At 65.0% G+C, this 16,584-nt stretch carries 17 protein-coding genes; all 17 read right to left on the bottom strand.

Going from position 1 to position 16,584, the window contains the following annotated elements; all coding sequences use genetic code 11:
• Positions 1 to 76: 76 nt before the first annotated feature.
• The 17 genes from AC5P6X_RS02770 to AC5P6X_RS02690 all read right to left on the bottom strand — a co-directional run bounded on the left by AC5P6X_RS02770 (position 77) and on the right by AC5P6X_RS02690 (position 16,583).
• Positions 77 to 1,966 (bottom strand): hypothetical protein, encoded by a 1,890-nt coding sequence (locus AC5P6X_RS02770; protein WP_495215328.1) that lies wholly within the window; start codon positions 1,964 to 1,966, stop codon positions 77 to 79.
• A 348-nt stretch (positions 1,967 to 2,314) separates the two neighbouring features.
• A complete protein-coding gene (locus AC5P6X_RS02765; RefSeq protein ID WP_495215327.1) occupies positions 2,315 to 3,796 on the bottom strand; it encodes a hypothetical protein in 1,482 nt (493 codons plus the stop codon).
• A complete protein-coding gene (locus AC5P6X_RS02760) occupies positions 3,793 to 4,530 on the bottom strand; it encodes a hypothetical protein (protein ID WP_495215326.1) in 738 nt (245 codons plus the stop codon). The genes AC5P6X_RS02765 and AC5P6X_RS02760 overlap by 4 nt, the downstream gene beginning before the upstream one ends.
• Before the next feature lies 1 nt (position 4,531).
• On the bottom strand, positions 4,532 to 5,002 hold the full coding sequence (locus AC5P6X_RS02755) for a hypothetical protein (RefSeq protein WP_005409216.1): 471 nt from the start codon (positions 5,000 to 5,002) through the stop codon (positions 4,532 to 4,534).
• 16 nt (positions 5,003 to 5,018) lie between these two features.
• A complete protein-coding gene (locus tag AC5P6X_RS02750) occupies positions 5,019 to 5,492 on the bottom strand; it encodes a hypothetical protein (protein ID WP_005409215.1) in 474 nt (157 codons plus the stop codon).
• An 8-nt stretch (positions 5,493 to 5,500) separates the two neighbouring features.
• On the bottom strand, positions 5,501 to 7,225 hold the full coding sequence (locus tag AC5P6X_RS02745; protein WP_495215325.1) for a hypothetical protein: 1,725 nt from the start codon (positions 7,223 to 7,225) through the stop codon (positions 5,501 to 5,503).
• Between the two features lie 176 nt (positions 7,226 to 7,401).
• The gene (locus AC5P6X_RS02740) at positions 7,402 to 8,034 is read right to left on the bottom strand and encodes a hypothetical protein (protein WP_495215324.1); all 633 of its coding nucleotides are present in this window, start codon (positions 8,032 to 8,034) and stop codon (positions 7,402 to 7,404) included.
• A 196-nt stretch (positions 8,035 to 8,230) separates the two neighbouring features.
• Positions 8,231 to 9,544: a hypothetical protein gene (locus AC5P6X_RS02735; protein ID WP_495215323.1), complete on the bottom strand. Its 1,314-nt coding sequence runs from the start codon at positions 9,542 to 9,544 to the stop codon at positions 8,231 to 8,233.
• A gap of 1 nt (position 9,545) precedes the next feature.
• Complete coding sequence (locus AC5P6X_RS02730) at positions 9,546 to 10,226, bottom strand: phage adaptor protein (RefSeq protein ID WP_154344357.1); 681 nt, start codon at positions 10,224 to 10,226, stop codon at positions 9,546 to 9,548.
• Between the two features lies 1 nt (position 10,227).
• Positions 10,228 to 10,791 carry a hypothetical protein gene (locus AC5P6X_RS02725; protein WP_495215322.1) on the bottom strand — a complete coding sequence of 188 codons (564 nt, stop codon included), beginning with the start codon at positions 10,789 to 10,791 and terminating at the stop codon, positions 10,228 to 10,230.
• A 54-nt stretch (positions 10,792 to 10,845) separates the two neighbouring features.
• Complete coding sequence (locus AC5P6X_RS02720; protein ID WP_164186108.1) at positions 10,846 to 11,292, bottom strand: hypothetical protein; 447 nt, start codon at positions 11,290 to 11,292, stop codon at positions 10,846 to 10,848.
• Positions 11,293 to 11,363: 71 nt separating this feature from the next.
• Positions 11,364 to 12,473: a N4-gp56 family major capsid protein gene (locus tag AC5P6X_RS02715; protein WP_012479897.1), complete on the bottom strand. Its 1,110-nt coding sequence runs from the start codon at positions 12,471 to 12,473 to the stop codon at positions 11,364 to 11,366.
• A gap of 77 nt (positions 12,474 to 12,550) precedes the next feature.
• Positions 12,551 to 12,766 carry a hypothetical protein gene (locus AC5P6X_RS02710; protein ID WP_012479896.1) on the bottom strand — a complete coding sequence of 72 codons (216 nt, stop codon included), beginning with the start codon at positions 12,764 to 12,766 and terminating at the stop codon, positions 12,551 to 12,553.
• Positions 12,767 to 12,771: 5 nt separating this feature from the next.
• Complete coding sequence (locus tag AC5P6X_RS02705; protein WP_164186110.1) at positions 12,772 to 13,767, bottom strand: hypothetical protein; 996 nt, start codon at positions 13,765 to 13,767, stop codon at positions 12,772 to 12,774.
• Positions 13,754 to 15,925: a portal protein gene (locus AC5P6X_RS02700; protein ID WP_495215321.1), complete on the bottom strand. Its 2,172-nt coding sequence runs from the start codon at positions 15,923 to 15,925 to the stop codon at positions 13,754 to 13,756. The genes AC5P6X_RS02705 and AC5P6X_RS02700 overlap by 14 nt, the downstream gene beginning before the upstream one ends.
• Positions 15,925 to 16,398 carry a hypothetical protein gene (locus AC5P6X_RS02695; RefSeq protein ID WP_227832798.1) on the bottom strand — a complete coding sequence of 158 codons (474 nt, stop codon included), beginning with the start codon at positions 16,396 to 16,398 and terminating at the stop codon, positions 15,925 to 15,927. The genes AC5P6X_RS02700 and AC5P6X_RS02695 overlap by 1 nt, the downstream gene beginning before the upstream one ends.
• Positions 16,395 to 16,583, bottom strand: coding sequence for a hypothetical protein (locus AC5P6X_RS02690; protein WP_005409203.1), 189 nt, complete (start codon positions 16,581 to 16,583; stop codon positions 16,395 to 16,397). Before AC5P6X_RS02690 ends, AC5P6X_RS02695 begins: the two co-directional genes overlap by 4 nt.
• Position 16,584: the final 1 nt, after the last annotated feature.

The raw sequence follows: 16,584 nt of genomic DNA, 5'->3' as shown, positions 1-16,584 counted from the left end.
GGGGGCGACGCCGGCAGGATTCAGTTCGTCTCGATCATTGATGGCCATGCGGTTCCCCTTTTGTGGTTGAGGCTGATCACGCGTCGGCGATCTCGCCCTGGAAGCTGAAGTTCTGAGAACAGGAACTGGATTTACTGCGGCCACTGGAGACGGTTGCGCCGTAGTTGACGGCGCTCATCGTGCTGGCAGCCAACTGGCTAGAGATCTGCGCCTTCGCGCGCTGGATCTCGCCCGACTGGGACAGCAAGCCGAGCATCTGCTGGATCCGCATCTGCGCGTGCTGCAGCTGGGCCTCGACCGATGCTCGCTCTCGCGCGAGGCCGAGCTCGAAACTGCGGTCGGCAGCCGCTGAAGCCACTTGCTCCACGCCTGCATCGGCGCTGTAAATACGAGCCTTCGCGTCGAAGGCTTGGCCCACGGCCGCCAGGCGAGCACGTTCACCGCTCAGGGTGGCGTCCCAGCGGGCGATGCCGGCGCGCCAGACGTCCAGGTTCACACCGTGCTGCGCCATGCGCAGGCGCTCCGCCTCGAACTGCATGTTGTTGCTCGCCGCCCAGGCATCCACACGCTTGGCGTTGGCATCGACCAAAGTGCGATACAGGTCCGCCCGCTTGCCCTCTCCCTCTACGCTTGCCGTGTAGCCCTGCCATTCGGCGACGTGGGCACGCCAGCGCGCCTCGTAGGCGTCGACCTGGGCGCAGTACTTGTCGATGCCGAACCGATTGATGTCGGCTTGGACCTTCACCGCCTCCACACGGGTGCGGTAGAAGTCGGCCAGGGTAGTCACGCCACGAAGCTGGGACTCGTAAAGGCGCACCCGCTGCTCGTTGATTTCACCCCGAGCGCGTTCGCCTTCGATCTGGGCGCGGAAGACCTCGACCTTGGCCAGCTCTGCCTGGATGCGATCCCGCAGGACCTGGGCATCAGTCTGGTAGGCCTGCAGGCGCGCGTTGAAGACCGAGATCCTGGCATTCAGCACTGCGATGACGGTCTCGCGCTGGAACGTCGCCGCCTGCAGCAGCACCTTCTGCTCTTCGGTGTGCAGCTGCGCCAGCGTCCCCTCGAGGGCGGCGCCCTGGGCGATGGCCATGCGCTGGTTGGCTAGCGATTCCTCGAACTGCTTGATCGCAGTATCTCGGGAAGCCTCGGCAACGGCGCTTTGGCCGGTCTGGCGGATCTCCAGGATCCTTCCTGCGAGCATGCCCTGGGGCTCGGCAAAGCCTCGGGCCCCAAACTCTGCGACTGCCTGGTCCACGTTCCGATGGGTCTCGAGCTCAATGCGGCTGCGGGCCCGCTGGAAGATTGCGTCTTCAATGATCTTGGGCAGCGCCTGGCTTCCAATGATCATGGGCTTGAGCGTTGAGGTCAGCGTGTCGACCAACGTGCTGACGTAGGGCGTCGCCTCGAACTGCCAGGTGTCGTTGAATGGCGGCTCGATGAAAACCGGCCTCTCGGCGTCGAACTCTGGCAGGGAGATGTTCGGCACCGCCGGCAGGTTCAACGCCTCAAAGGTCGGCACCTGCGGCAGGACATAGTTCGGCTCCAGCGGCAGCACGATCTCCGCCGGGTCGATCGGGAGCGTCGGCTCCACCACACTGGGTGTGGTCGGCTTGGCACCGAACGCCAGCGTTGGTGGTTGAGCATCGAGCTCGGGGGCTTCGCTGATCGAGATCGGTGCGGCCGCGAATCCCGGCGCACTGGGCAGCGGAACATCGGGAGCGCGGAACTCCAATGCCCCGTCGTCCAGGTCCGGACGCCGTGGCCGCTGGAACGTCGCCTGGGGATCAGCGAAGCGAAAGTCGACATTGAAGTCGACAGGGTCCAGGCGAACACTGTTGAGACCGTCGAGGTTGGAAATCGCCAAACTGTACGTTTGGGCCCCCAACTCCATGAACTTATCGTGGGCACTGCCAACGAGTGTGACCGCGGCATCCGCCGACAGGTCAGGACACCAGGTCGAAGCCATGTTTCTTCTCCAATCAAGACCACTGCAGCAAGATGAAAACCCTCCATTGATTGCCGCCTTGGACCGCTAGGCCTGGCGTGGCATCAACGGGTACGTACCCATCCAGCAGGTACCGCCCTTCCGCTTCGAAAACCATCGGAATGGCAGTTGGCCCGTCCGGAAGGTCGATCCTTAGCTCGAAGTCGACGCCGTACTCAAAGCCTGCGGCGCCATTGAAGAACTCCGGATTCCTCCACGGATATGCGTATCCGTTGGTGACCAGAAGCTGGTATTCCTCGGGCTCCGGATCATCGCCGCACTGCTGGACCACACCACTGAGCTCGCGCCAAAAACAAGGCCCCGCCATATCTACCCCCTTGTCCGTCGTTCGAGATAGACCGGCCGGAACTCGATCGCCGCAAGATCGAAGTCGGCCCCATCCACGTTCTCGATGATGAAGTCGAAGTCCACTGCCTTGATCCCCTTGCCCAGCTTCCAGCGCGTCTCGCGCGTGCTTGTCGCCGGTCGCTCCAGAATCTTGTAGATGGCGGCCTCCTTCTGGCCAGATTCCTCATTCACCGTGATCACATGCAGCAGTAGCGTGCCTGTGCTGGTGTACCCGACGAACGCCTCTGGCACCCGCTTCAGCCGCCGCGTCCCGAGCGCGGAAAGCCCGAGCCTGATGCGTGCGGCGATCGGCTGGCCGTCATCGTCATCGCCGTCGAGTCGGTGAAGTCCGTTGCTCGCCGCACCGTAGTATCGGCTGCCGATCTTGGCGAAGCTGTTGAACGGATAATTCGTGTACCGCGACAGACCGCGGCTCTCGGTGTTCAGAACCCATGCAATGTACTCACCGGTGTCCAACGCCAAACGTGTGACGAACCCCAGCCCGTCACCAAGGCGCTGCAGAGCCTCTGCACAATCAACTTCGCCGGCGGCCACCAGCGCGCGCTCATTGATCAGTACGACGCCGGTGCCCGATCCAAACGCGTCTGCGTCGATCAGCAGCTCTTCTGCGAGACGGTCCGCCGCACGCTGCAGGTTCCCAACCAGATCCGAGGCGACCAGGCTATCGGCGACACGTTCGGACTTGAGGACTTCGGTCAAAGCACCAAACCACAAGCCGCCGGCAATCGCATTGACCGCATCCGCATAGGACCGGCACGCCCCCAGCAGCAGAAGCCTGTCTAGAACTCGCTCCAGCTTTGAGACAGTCGCCTGCGCCGCCGGCGTGAACACGACACACTCTTCCACCAGGAGCTGGTAGACGATCGCGACTGTGTCCTCCAGGCTCAACACATCAGCGGCAGCGCTGTTGCCTGACTGGGTGCTTCGCCGCCCTGCTCCGAAGGCCATTGCCTCGCCCAGCACGTGGGTCGGCAGTGTCGATTCCGACTGTCCCATGTCCAATGCAGCTCGTGGGCTGACAAACCACAATCCACCGAAGGACGACACCATGCGAGGAATGGCCTCAAGCCCCGCATAGGCCATAGGCTCTGTGAGCTGGCGCCCACGTGCGTGGATCGAAAGCCTCGCCGCGCCACCGCCATGGCCAGGGGCGGCCTGGAAGCCAGCCGCAATGACCTGGACTGATGCGCCTCCCTCCCCGACCAGGTGCAGCGATGCCACCCCATCCGTGCTGAGCTGCAGAGCCGCAGCACCGTGCGCAGGGACAACCGGGTCCACACCGCCGCCGAATCGCACCTGCGCAATGCCGGCGCCGCGAAGCCTCAGCAGGGCAGCGCCGCTGCCGGCAAATCCATGGCCAGCACCCCGCGCGCGAACTACCAACGCGCAGCTGGCGTTGCCGTCGATCGAAGCGGCGTCAAGGGGAACGAACTCAATGGTCATTCGATGACGTCTCCGGTGGCAAACATGGCGCAGCCGACCAGCAGTGGACCTTCGCTCAGATGCAGCGAGCGGTAGAAGCGATCACCGTTGCAGACGTACTCGACGGCGCCCCCCACCCTGCGGACCTGCCAGACATCTGCCGCGCTGTAGGTTCGAACTTCGCTGACCCTCGCCCCGGACTCGATCGCGCAGGCCTGCATCAAGCCGCCGGGGCTCTGGTGGAAGTAGAGCCCATGAAGAATGGCTGCAGGATCCTCCAGCCTGTCGCGATCGGTACACAGCCCCACCACAACCCCAACCACACGACCCATTGTCAATTTCATAGCCAGATCACCATCGAGCTCGGCCTCACTCCGAGCTCCGGCGTCCCACGCGAACACGCTCGCATACTCGAAGCGCCCAGGGACTCGAGGCGATGCCGGCCGTGCCTTCTGCTCCGGATAGCTGGTGCACGTGATAGGCCCTGGCGGTGCCGTCTGGACGAATACGCTGCGACAAACCTGGTAGCGGACGTAGCTGGTGCCGCCGGACTGCTCGTAGCCCAGAATCGTCGCGTTCTGCGGCAACTGCACTGCGCCGTTGTTCGGGACAGCCATCGTCCCCTCGCTGCACGACTGCCGCCAATAGCCCTTCGCGGGCTCGCCGCCGCAGAACGTATAGGCCGCACTGTACGGCTGTGCTTCGCGGGCAGGCTGCGGGGGAATGAATCTTGCGGAGGGCGGCTTCGAGAGCATGTCAGCTGGCCTGATCGGCGACCACATTGAAGATGCTGATGCCGGTGCTGTTGGTGCCATTGGCCACGACGGTGTCGGAGCTGAAGAGCACGGCCGCATTCGATGCAGGCCCCCCAGCGGTGCCCTGCAGGCGGATGCCAGTAGTTGCCCCTCTTCCATCATCACCAGCGGCACAGAAGCGATAGAAGGAAGGCGAAAGGTTCGGTGCGGCAGCATTGGCGCCGTCGAAGGCGATCAGGCCTTGCCAGTCTTCGGACGGGTTCTTCGGCAGAACGTTCCCGACTGGAGCCGCAAAGGTCAGCCCTTGGCCCGCGACCTCAAGCTTGGCGACCTGGGTATGTGCGGCGGCCATGTCCAGGGCAGTGTCGGCCGTTGCCGGAACTGGACCGGCGTATATGTAGATGAAACCACCATCGAGGGCGCCTTTGACTTGCTGCAGCAGCGCCTGAGCAAGGGGAATCGAGATCGTCATGGTTCGTGGTCCTGGTTCAGAGAGGGGGAATCGCGTACCACCAGTCACCCAGTTCGATGCTGGTGTCGGGAGTCACAGCAAGGGTCGGAAGCCGCATCTGGAAGTCGCCAGCGGACCCGTCATCCAGTCCGATTGCTCCGTCGATGCGCGGCGCAGTGAAAGAGATCTGCCCGAGGTCAGGCTCGTTGCCCACAAGCCGGAACCACCCGGCCAGGCCGTTCGCCACGCCTCGCAAGAGCCAGCGCTCCACTGGATCCTTGTAGACATAGCGGCCATTGCGGACGAAATGCAGGCCGTTGGCCGTTCCGCCCGCCTGCCACGGCCCGCCATCGCGAGTAATACGTGCCAAGAGCTGGCCCGTGGGCGGTAGGTCTGCACGCGCGGGCTGGATCCCCGAGCGGATCTCGATGCAGCCGCTCCGGAAGATCCCGTCGAACGACGTGGGCCCGAGCAGCAGCGCTTCGAACCCGGTGGAAGTGATGACCGCCATTGAGGCTCCTATATGGGTTTGGGCAGCGACGTCAGCGGGTAGAAGCGACGGTCATCGGCAACCACGCCAGTGACCGCGCCGAGCTCGTAGCCCGTCAGGTAGTTGAGCGTGCCGGTGTACGGGCCGGGGATCGACACGCAGTAGCGACCCTTGCAGTAGTTCCAGCCACCGCTCCAATCGAAGCCGAGGAAATCGGTCACGCCTTGACGTTCGACCATGGCTGTTCTGAGGCTTGCAGCGGCCGAGAAGAAGACCAGGCCCTCGCGCGGGTGTTTGCGCCAGATCACCCCGTGCTGGGTACCGTCGCGCGGCCCCCATCCAGAGCCTGACGCGCCGGTCCAGTAGTTCCCGAAAACGAGGCCGTCAGCGACAGCACCAGGGGCCCGGGTGTCAAGGCCGAGGAAAGGAGCTGGCAGGCCACTGGCCGGATCCCAGTCCACGGCCTCGATCTCGCCGTACACCAATCGCCCGCCCATGTACGCGAATGGTTGAATGCTGTGGACACCATTCACGCCTTGGAGCCGCCAACCGGAGAACAGGTTGTGGCGAAGATCCATGTACGCCAGGAAGTGATAGTCCTGGCGATCGCTGCCGACGGAGAAATCCCTGTCGATCAATGGCAGTTCCCCGCCATCAAACTCCAGCACGACGAGCACTCGCAGGGTCCCGCGATACCCTGTCGCCTCGGTGGCAACCTGCCCCTGGCTCAACCGCAGCTCAAGGTAGGCATCCCTACGCTCAGAACCAGCATAGTCGGAAGCCACCAGGCCGCGAGTCGGCGCGACCAGCGCGAAGGCCCCAAGGGCGTTGGTGTAGTCACCGATCAGGTAGTCGGCCCGGCTCAGCCTATGGTCGATACCGACGCCGGAGATTTCCACCTCCTGCGTCATCGTATTGACCAGGCCGAACACCGTGGTCGGCTCACTGCTCACCGTGCGGATTGCCTTGGTCCCATCGGCATTGAAGAACCAGGGCAGCGCTGCGTCGTTAAATCCGTTCGCGGAGGATTCGTCCTGTGGATTGATCCTGCCCGGTGTCATTCCTAGGAGGCGGTGGCTGCCTTGCACCACTTCCCAATCACCCTTCTCGGGGGTTCCCTCGCTCCGATTGATCCTGAACACCACGAACGCCGACTGAGCAGTGGTCGGTTGGTTGGTCACATAGTGGGTGAACGTCACCAGCAGCTCATGGTGTCCATCAGCCGCCCTGCGCAGGCAACCGGATGTCAGCCGCCAGGACAGATAGTCCGGAGGTGTATCGACCATCGCATCACGATAGGCAATGCGATCGAACAGTATCTGGCCCTGCTGAAAGATCCAGCGCGCGCCGTCGTCGATCAGGGTCAGGTCGCGGAGGTACCGGACGCCATACCCATAGAAGGACAGAGCCACATCCCTACCGTCCTTCCAGTCGACGTTGCCGAAGAAGTGGAGACCGGCTGGATACCGGTCTGGCTGGTTGTAGCTCTCATACCGAGCCCCGATGATATTGTCGACAACGTCCCAGCGCTTCCAGTAGCGCGTGATCAGGCGTCGGCCGCTGAACTCGAGCCAGGCCGTCGGGTTCTCACCTGCGGGGTCCACTTGTGAGCCACGGTCGGTCGGATCACCCGTGTGCACGTTCCAGCGAGGCCACAGGATGAAGCCGCCCATGGGGTCGACTGGGTCGATCGGCGGTTGCGGCTCCGGCGTGACGATCGTCAACCGCGTCAGTTCACCGATCTTCTCGGCCACGATAAGGGTTCCGTCATCCGCTTCCTGCCTTGCACTGGCAGTCCCCAGTCCATTGCGAGCGGCCTCCTGAACAACGAATCCCAGTAGCTTCCTCCCCGCCGGCACATGCAGCGAAGCGGCCGCCCGATCGCCAACCACCACGATCGGCGTCCAGCCGGTATGCCGTCCGCCGCTCATTACGGGACGTCACCCCCGTCCTTGGCAGAGAGCACGTACTCGATCGCCAACTTGTCGCCGGCGAGCTGGTTGGTGCGCGGGGTCGCGAACCGGGTCGCAGCAATCAGGATGTTCGCGGTTGCGCCCTTTGCCGATCCGGTCAGCAGCCCGATGCCGTACAGGTTGTAGGGCCCGCCTGCGGAATAGGTCAATGTCGCTGCAGCCAGTGCGGCCGTGTTGCCAATGGCTTCTGCTGTGGACGGCGAGGTGGTCCAAGGCAGTCGGGTCGCGGGGGCGTAGGCCGTGAACTCGGAGGCCACGTCCTTGAACGTACTGCCCTTCCAGTCCGCTGCAGGGGTGACGTTTCCAGTGAACGGGGCCAGGTAGAAGGCGGTTTGCTGACTGCCGCCACCCATTCCAGCGTTCAGCAGATAGTTCAGGCCTTCGTTGACCAGGCGGTTCGGGTCGACCTGCCACGGACCGAGCTCGCCACCAGCAGGCGCGTGCGCATGCCGGAAGATGCCGCCGATGCTGACGCGCGCGGCGGGAATATAGATACCCGATTCGCACCGTTCGTACTTGTGCTGGCGGATCGCGCGAATTGCATCGCGCCCCACCGCGCCCAGGGACTGCAGGGCCTTCATGACGTTCATCGATTTGCTCCTTCGGTGGTTACCATTTGCCCGCGGGGCAGGAGGCCCCTTGGAATCGGGTCTTGCTTGCCAGGGGGCAGCTGCAGAGCCTGCAGCGCAGGAAGAGGCGACGTCCTACGCGCTCGGCGTTCGGACAGGCGCGGCAGATCTCCAGGCGACGCTTCACGTCGTCCGGTTTGGCCAACAGAGTCATAGGTCAGGGATCCCGGTGGATGACGTGGGCGACGGCCCGATCGGTCACGGCCAGTGACTGGCCCTGCGGTGCCCGCAGCGCGGCCACCAGCTGGCTGAGTCCGTCCTGCTGGCGCAGTAGCACTGCGGCATGGTCTGCGTCATCGATGACCGCCTCCCCCTTCTTCAGCACCTGAACCTGACCGCCAGGCAGACCGATGCAGAAGTAGCCGTCACGCGCGAGCCAGATCAGCACGGGGGCTGCGGACTGCAGACCGATCACGTCGCCGTTGACGACCATGGCCGAACCCGGAACCGCACCGCTGCCACGCGCCACCGTCTGGCTGAAATCCTTGGGATCGGCGCCGGCGTACCAATAGGTACGCGCACCGGAGGCAACGTAGAGGCCCGCTCCATCCGGAGACCCATCACCAATTGGCTCCATCAAGTCGATCGGTGCACTGAACCGCATGCGGTTGGCCGATGGTCGGAACATGCCGTAGCGCAGTGCTTCCGACCACAGGACTTCTTGACCGCATGCAACGAACTGCCGGCCGTGCCCACCGCGCACAATGTGGCCTGCCGGCAGGGGCCGCAGGAACTGAGTAGTGAGCGCCCTGCCCTCACCGGGCGACAGCACCGGTGCCGACCGGGTACCGGCCGGGAGAATGGCGTACTGCCGCATCACCTGGTCGTTCGGTCCGGAGATGTAAATCGCAGCCGACACCGTACCCGGTGCCGACGGGAGCGGTATGTCATTCAGCTCGACGCCTCCGCCTTCGGGAACGTCGATCGCCACGGCCAGCGTGCTGCCGGACTCGCGGCCGAGCCGGTCCAAGAACGTCACCGCGACCTGGTACAGGCCTGGCGCGAGGGCACTGCCGGCCGCCTGCACGAGGGCGGGCTGTCCCGCTGGCTGCTCAGGCGCCCAGGGATGCCCCTGCAGGTCGATGTCGAGGAATCCACTGGCCGTGCTGTTGCTGAAGAAGACGCGGTCACCGATCAGCGCGTAGCTCACAGGGTCCAATCCCACCTCGATGCCCAGCGCCTCTACACGCTCGTCCTCGTGCAGAGCATGGAGCTGGCCGCCGTCGACAAAAAGCCCGTAATGCAGCAGCTCGTGGCCCCACAGAGAGTGAGTCAGCGTCCCAGGGTGGAAGCGCTGATGCCCTCGCCGGCGTTGAGGCCGACCGGCGGCGTCCAGGTCGACGTTGTCCGCCTCACGCAGAGCGCGCGGGATCCCGTCGTCATCGGTCGGCAGCGCCCCCTCTCCGGCCACGTTGTTGATGCCCAGTGGCCACGGGCCACCAGGGCGGAGATCTTCATCGCGAACGGGCATGTCAGAACCACGTGGGTTGGGTGCCGGTGGTCGGGTCGATCGACAGCTGCTGCAGCGCGCGCGCGGTGGGCCGCTCACCGAAGTAGCTCTCGAACAGTACGAGGTGGCGATCGGCGTCCGCAGTGCTCCGCTGCTCGGAATCGCGCTTGTTCAGGGCCCGCCAGCAGGCCCAGTGCACCAGCTTCCGGTGGTGGATGGCATCGATCACCGGCTCGTCCTCGCTGTCTTCCATCGCCTCTGCAGCCTCCGGCACGCGCCAGAGGGTGAGCTGCAGCACGTCCGACTCCTCCGGTACCGGGCTGACCGATACCTCACGGGCCTGCTGATCGCGCACCAGGTACTCCGGGCGCCCTGCCTCGGTGCGCCAGTGGCAGTGCCGTCCGTCGAGAGCGGTGCTGGTGGTCCTGCAGAGCGGGTCGGACAGGTTGCTGGCCAGCACCGCGCGCCGGACCACGTACACGGTCGGATGAAGCGTGTAGTCAGCCCGACCGGGCTCAAGGTTGATGTGGCAAATATCGGGGCGGCCGCTCTCGACGAGCAGCCGCGCCCGAATGCACGCCTCTTCCACAGCCTCGTTGAGATGGCGGGTCAGCGCGGCGTCACTCCACAGGTAGGGAGCCACGTCGTCGTCGAGCTCTTCCCGGCATTCCTCGATCAACTGGCTGAGGGTGCGCGCCTCCACGTCAGGCTTCCTCGAGCGCCTGGCTCAGCACCTTCAGGGTGGTGCCGCGCTGGTCCGGCTCCGGCTTGGCCAGCTCCAGATCGAGGGCGGCTTTGATCACGACCTTGGCGATGCCACCCTTGGCCAACTCGGCCTTCAGCTTCTGCCAGCTCAGGCCGTTCAGTTGGGCCGCTGCTTCGACGATCTCCGGCGGCAGCGTAGCTGCGACGTTCGCGCCTGCCGGCGGCTCACTGCTGCCGGTGTCGGAGCTCGTGGTGGTGCTGGCGCCTGAGCCATCGCCGCCGGCATCGGTACCGGTGCTGCTGACAACCGGCGCCGTTGGCGGTTCCTGGTCTGCGGCCGAGTCGGCTGGCGCTACCGGCTTGCTGGTGGTCTGCAGGCTCTGGGCCCGGGCGATGTAGTAGGCCTCCGGAATACCCAGCAGCCGCTGGATGTGGTCGGAGTTTTCGACGTCAGCGACGTGCTCCGAATCGGCATTGGCCGGGTCAATCGGCACGAAGAAGTAGACAGTGCCGTTCAGCTCAACGGGCGCTTTCGGGCGCTTGAACTTGCATGCAATCAGCATGGGATGCTCCTGGTAGGTGGGGCTGCAGCTGCAGCCCCGCTACGGGTGGGTGGCTCAGGCCGGGAACGCGGCCAGGCGCAGGATCAGCTCGCCCTGCTGGGCGCCCGGGGCGGTGTTGAGCTTCACGTACACCGGACGATTCACCGGCTTGGAGCCCAGGGCCTCCGCGACCAGGTGCAGGGACACCGGAATGAACGCCGCAGTGTCTGCCACAACCGCGGTCGGAGCGATGAGGGTGTTACCAGCCGTCGAGGCGCCGTCGATCGCGTCCGGGATGAAGACGGTGATGTTCTGCGCAGCCAACTTACTGGCGGCGTCCAGCTTGGCGAACAGGCCCGAGGCCTGGCTGTGCAGCTTGTGGTTGGCCGGCAGCTCACCGATCAGGACCAGATCGCCATCCGCTCCGGCCTCGACCGGCCAGCTGTAGTCGTTGACCACCAGCAGGCCTGCGGCCGGCGACGATGCGCCGCTGTTGCGGCCAATTGCGAGTTTCGTGGACATGGATTTCTCCTGCGAAGAATTTGGTTTCTGAACGCAAGAGCCCCGGCATGCCGGGGCTCTTGGCTTGTGGCTTACTGCGGGTTCGGATCGGCCGCAGCGGTATCCAGGGCGATCGTGCCGAAGTCCTTGCCGTTGAAGCGCGTCTTCTTGATGCCGAAGATCGCGCCGGCGCAGATCTCGATGTCGTTGCCGTGGTCGAGCGGAACCTCGGACCAGTCGAAGCGCAGGCCGTTGCCCGGCGAGCCGAAAGCCAGTACCAGAGCCTGACGGCCCAGGTACAGCGCGCGAGCCGCGGCAACGTTGCCGCCGGCACCGTAGTCCCCGAAGCGCACCACGGACTTGTGCTTGTGCAGGATCGTGTTGCCGATCATGCCCAGGTTGTCCTTGAAGATCGGGTTGCTGGCACCTTCGGCGGCGGCTGCCGCCTTCTGGATGTCCAGCCAGTTGCCCGGATCCGTGGAGGTCTTCAGGTCATGCGCCTGGAACGGGTGCATGACGGTGACGAAGTGCTCGCCGCCTGCGATGGTGATCGGCTGGATCTCGGCCACCTGGGTCGAACCGCCGCCCTGCGAAGCGGCCTTGGTGTTGGCGCGCTCGATCAGGACACGGCTCATCTTGCCGGCCGAGGTGAGCGATGCCTTGCTGGCGCCGTCGCCGAACAGGATGTGCGAGCTGTCCGGTGTCTCGAACGGGTTGCCTGCGCGACCGGTGTAGTTCAGCGGGACGTTGTAGTCCTCGTTGATGCCGCGGGCGCCCGAGCCGTACATGAAGAAGAGCTCGTCGTAGAAGCGCGCCCAGAACTCGGTCAGGCGGTTGCGGCCGACCTTTCGCAGGTCGTGGACGGTGCGCTTGCGGCTCATACGTCCACCGCAGCTGACCGGCTTACGGGCCTGGTCGATGAAGACCTTGTCGGTGAAGAAGTCGAGCTTCTCGCCCTTGCCCTCGGCCTTCTGGTCGCCTTCGATGACACCACCGGACAGCTGCACGGACAGGTCGTAGCTGATGGTGTCGCCCGCTTCCTGCTCCAGGTCGGTCTGCAGCATGACCGGCATCGAGGTCTCAGACCCCTTGCCCATCATCTTGCGCGTCCAGTAGGACTGTTTGGATACCGAAACCATGAGGTCCGCAGACCACAGCTTCCGGGCCTTGGGGTCGTTCAGACCCACGATCGTCTGTGCCATGTTGCTTCTCCTGGGAGATCACGGCACTTCTGCGCCTCTGTCGTTGACCCGCACTACTGCGCAGGTTTTGAGGATGTTCAGCCCATCGCGGGCGTTGGCCGGCGCGCCACTCGCTGCAGCGCACCGCCGGTAGGTTGCTGCTCACCGGCTCGGGTGATCGTCACCGGGGTGTTGGATTCGATGATCACACGTGAGCGCTTGCCGCTCTTTTCGGTGAAAGTGATCGACGCGCCCGAACCCGACGGAATCAGGACCACGTCGCCCGGCTCCAGGGTGGTGTGCAGCTTGGGCATGGGGCTCAGTTGTCCGCCACGAAGGAACCCGGCACGTCGCGCAGAATGCGATCGCGCTCGCTTTCCGACTTCCCGGCCAGGAACGACTCGATGTCCTCGATGTTGTCCATGCCGGCGGCAGCGTCAGCGGTCGATCGGGAGGTCGGGTCAGCGGCAGCCGGTACTGTGCTCAGTGTTGCCGGCACATCGCCCAGCGGCGCGCTGCGGTCCGGCTTCGCCGGGGGCGGCGCCACGGGAGGCGCGGTCGCAGCAGCGGAGGGCTGCAGCAGACCCTCGGCCGCCAGCAGATCGCGCGCGCCGGCCAGGATGTCCCAATCGGTGAGCTGGCGGCCAGCGGCTGCGGCTTCGTTGACCACCGACTGCATCGCCTGCTCCCACGCAGCGAAGCGCATCGGGCTTACGGCGATCGCGGCATTCTCCGGGCGGGAGAGGAACTGGCGCTGCAGGTACGCCCACGACTGGTCTGCGTTCTGCTGGCTCATCTGCTGCTGCAGGGTGGCCATGTCCTGGGCGCGCTCGACGCGGCTGCGCTCGTCGCGCAGATCTTCGTACTGCTGCTCGTATGCCTCGTCCTCAACATCGCCGGCCTTGTACTTCTCCTTCAGGGCTTGCAGCTTGCCGTTGATCTCGCCGATCTCCTTGCCATAGTCGCGCTCGTCGGCCGCGTAGGTCGGCACGAAGGGCGTGGCCGGCGGCGGCTCGGACGTTGCTGGCGGCGCATGGGTCGTCCCATCTGCAGCAACCGCCGCGGCAGCGGCGGCCGCTGCATCAGGCTGTACCGCACCGTCCGCAGGAGCGCCCGCCGCTGGCGCAGCTGAGCCTTCGGCCGCCGGCGTGGCGGTGGCGGTGGCGGCTGCCGACGCATCGGTGGTGCCAGTAGCTGCAGCGGCATCGCCAAGGGCGGCACCATCAGCGCTGGCCAGCGCCGCGCGCTCACCCTCGGTCATTTCCAGTTCGTTCGCGGCCAGCGAATGCTGGCCCGCGTTATCAGGCTGCTGCATGAGCGGTTTCCTCGGGGGTCTGTTGGGTGCTCAGGAGGCGGTCTGCCGCCGGAGCGAGGGGGAGCAGGATCTCGATCAGCTCGGCAACGTTGAGCGCGTCACCCTTGGTCTTGATCTGCAATGCCTTGGCCTTGGCCATGATCTCTTCGCGCTTGGCCTCGTCCAGTCCGACCTTGGCCATGCGCTCGCGCAGGGCGACCTCGCGGTCCTGGGCTTCCTGCTGCTGACGCGCCTGCGCCTCGGGGCTGTCGACGTCCTGGTCGTTGTCCGATTGGCCGGTGATCTTGCGGATGCGCTGCACCACCTCGTCCTTGCCCGGCATATCGATCATGTCGAAGGCCAGGTCCAGCAGCTGGATGGACATCTCCGGTGGCAGCTTGCCCAGCATGTCGAAGAACTGCTCGGCGAAGGCCTGGCGCATGGACTCGCGGAAATCCTGCTGGTCGACGATGAAGTCGGCCTGGTTGCGGCTGATGTCGTTGTCGACCACCCAAACGTTGTTGAGCGTGTCGAGGCGCAGCTGGTTGATCACTCGCCAGTTCAGACCCTTGCGCTCGCCAACGATCCGGAACTGCCGTTCCTCGGTCATGAACTGCTCGGTGAGCGACAGCTGCTTTTCGCCGCTGAGCTGGATGCCCAGGCGGTAGTTGTCGAACAGTTCCGCCGTGCTCACGGCGCCTTCCTGCTGCTTGGCCAGGATCGCCCGGCCACTGGCCGCGTTGGTCTCGCGTCCGAGAAGCTCGCGGTTCACGCCGGTGCCGTCATGGATGTGCGCCGCATCGAGCTCCAGCAGCTGGATCTGCGCCTCTGCCACGTCGAGGTTGCGCTCCACCTTGATCCTGCCCAGCCCGTTGTTCTTCAGCGGGATAACGCCATTGGGCTTGGCGATCTCGCGCTTCACTTCCTCGATGCGATCCTCATCGATGGCGCCTTCCTCGTAGAACAGCTGATTGGTGCTCAGGGCCCAAAGCAGCTTGCTCATGCGCTTGTTCAGGTCTTCCTGCGAGTCGCGCACGCCGCGGACCAGGCCGTACTCCATCCCGTCGCGATTGCGGCGATAGCACCAGTACGGCGTGTAGGGGAACCGCCCGTGTCGGAAGGGGCTGCGTTTGAGCTGCAGAAGGCCGCCTTCGGTGAAGATCGCGCACCACATTTCCTCGACCACCGCGTCGGACAGCGAGTACACCGGGGAGGCCTCGCTCTTCATCGCCGCCAGCGCTACCTGGTGCTTCACGTTGTTCGGATCGAAGCGATCACCACGGAACTCGCCGCCCCAGAGCCGCTTGTGGGCGACCGGGCGCTTGAACCAGCACTCGATCAGGCGGACCCGCAGTCGACAGCGGCTGTCCAGGGAGGCCCTGCCGGTGATACGCCGCCCGGTCACGGTGTGCCCGCGGCTGTCGTAGCGACGGAAGACCTGGGGGAGATCCAGCTCTTCGTCGAAGGTGCCATTGTCGCCGTCGTAGTGGTCCTGTGCAGCGCGGTTCACCAGCTCGATGCGGTCCGGGAACATTGCCTCCGCATAGTCCAGATCGGCGAATTTCTCCCGCAGCAGGAAGCGACAGTCGCTCAGGTCCAGCGCGCGACTGACCGGGTCCCGGCGCATCTGCCGCCAGGGAATGTGGCCCACCATCACCGGTTCGTCAGCGCGGTCGGTCCGGATGGACTCTTCGGTCCAACCGCAGCCCGCGATCGCGGCATCCTTGAACGCCTGGCTGCGCGCCCACGGCACGCGGTTGGTGTCGCTGAGGTACTTCATCAGCTCCGACTTCACCGCGGCGATGTCGACGTCATCCTCGGCCCGCGGATGCACGACGCCATCGATGCGGGTGCGGCGCTCGGTGCCGATGACCCAGTCGATGGCCATCTTGATCTTGTTGTAGGTCAGTGGCGCCTGGTGGCGGGCCGCCAGCACGGCACGGTCTTCCTCTGACCACTGGATGTGGTCGTAGAAGTCGTAGTCGAGCATCTGCTCGACGCGATTGTCGTAGAACGCATCGAGGGCCGTGTACCAGTAGTCCAGCACCTTCGCATGGAGACGGCGGTTCTCCAGACTGTCCAGCGGGTGGCCTTCCACGTCGGGCGGCGCCGCGGTGGCCACGTCGGCAGCGCCTGGGTCGTAGGCCGGCTCGCTGCGCAAGTTCTCGATCGTCTGCATCAGTTCACCTTCTGCCCGTTGATCTTGATCTGGATCCCCATCCGCGCCATCTCGCCGAGCCATTGCTCCCGGGTCTGCTCAGCCGGCGGGCGCAGGTTCTTCACGTCGTCGCAGAACTCGAGGATGGCGTCATGGATGCGGTGGCGGTAGGCCGGGACGTCCAAGCCGTAGAGGGCAACCGAGGCGTTCTGCAGGCGAGCAACCATGTCGCCGATGGTGTGGTGGCGACCACGGTCCTTGTCCTCCGGACGGAAGATCCAGAAGTCGCGGAACGGCACCACATAGGCTGGGCTGCCGTAAGCGATCATCCCGGTAATCGGGTTCATTCCTTCGACCCGGCGGTTCTCGTTGCGGATGTAGAGCGCTGCATCGTCGTCGCCATCACGCACGATGTGGGTCAGGTACAGGGTCAGATCGCCCTTCTTGCCACACCACACGAAGCCATCCGGGGCGAGCTCGACCTCGGTGCTCATGCCTCAGCTCCCAGCAGCTCCAACGCGGCATTCAGCTCTTCCACCACCGCCGCTGCAGCCTGATCCGGTGACAGGACGTGGTCCTCTACCAGGGTGCCGTGGTTCTCGCCCCCCGGCAGGTAGCGTGCGTAGGCGCGGGCCTGCTGCAGATGGATGGCCAGCTGCTGGACCGTGGTCTCGTCCACG

The sequence above is a fragment of the Stenotrophomonas sp. YJH_SMC_40 genome (assembly GCF_059368615.1).
Note: the sequence above shows the minus strand (reverse complement) of the source record. Positions and strands in the feature narration are given on the sequence as shown.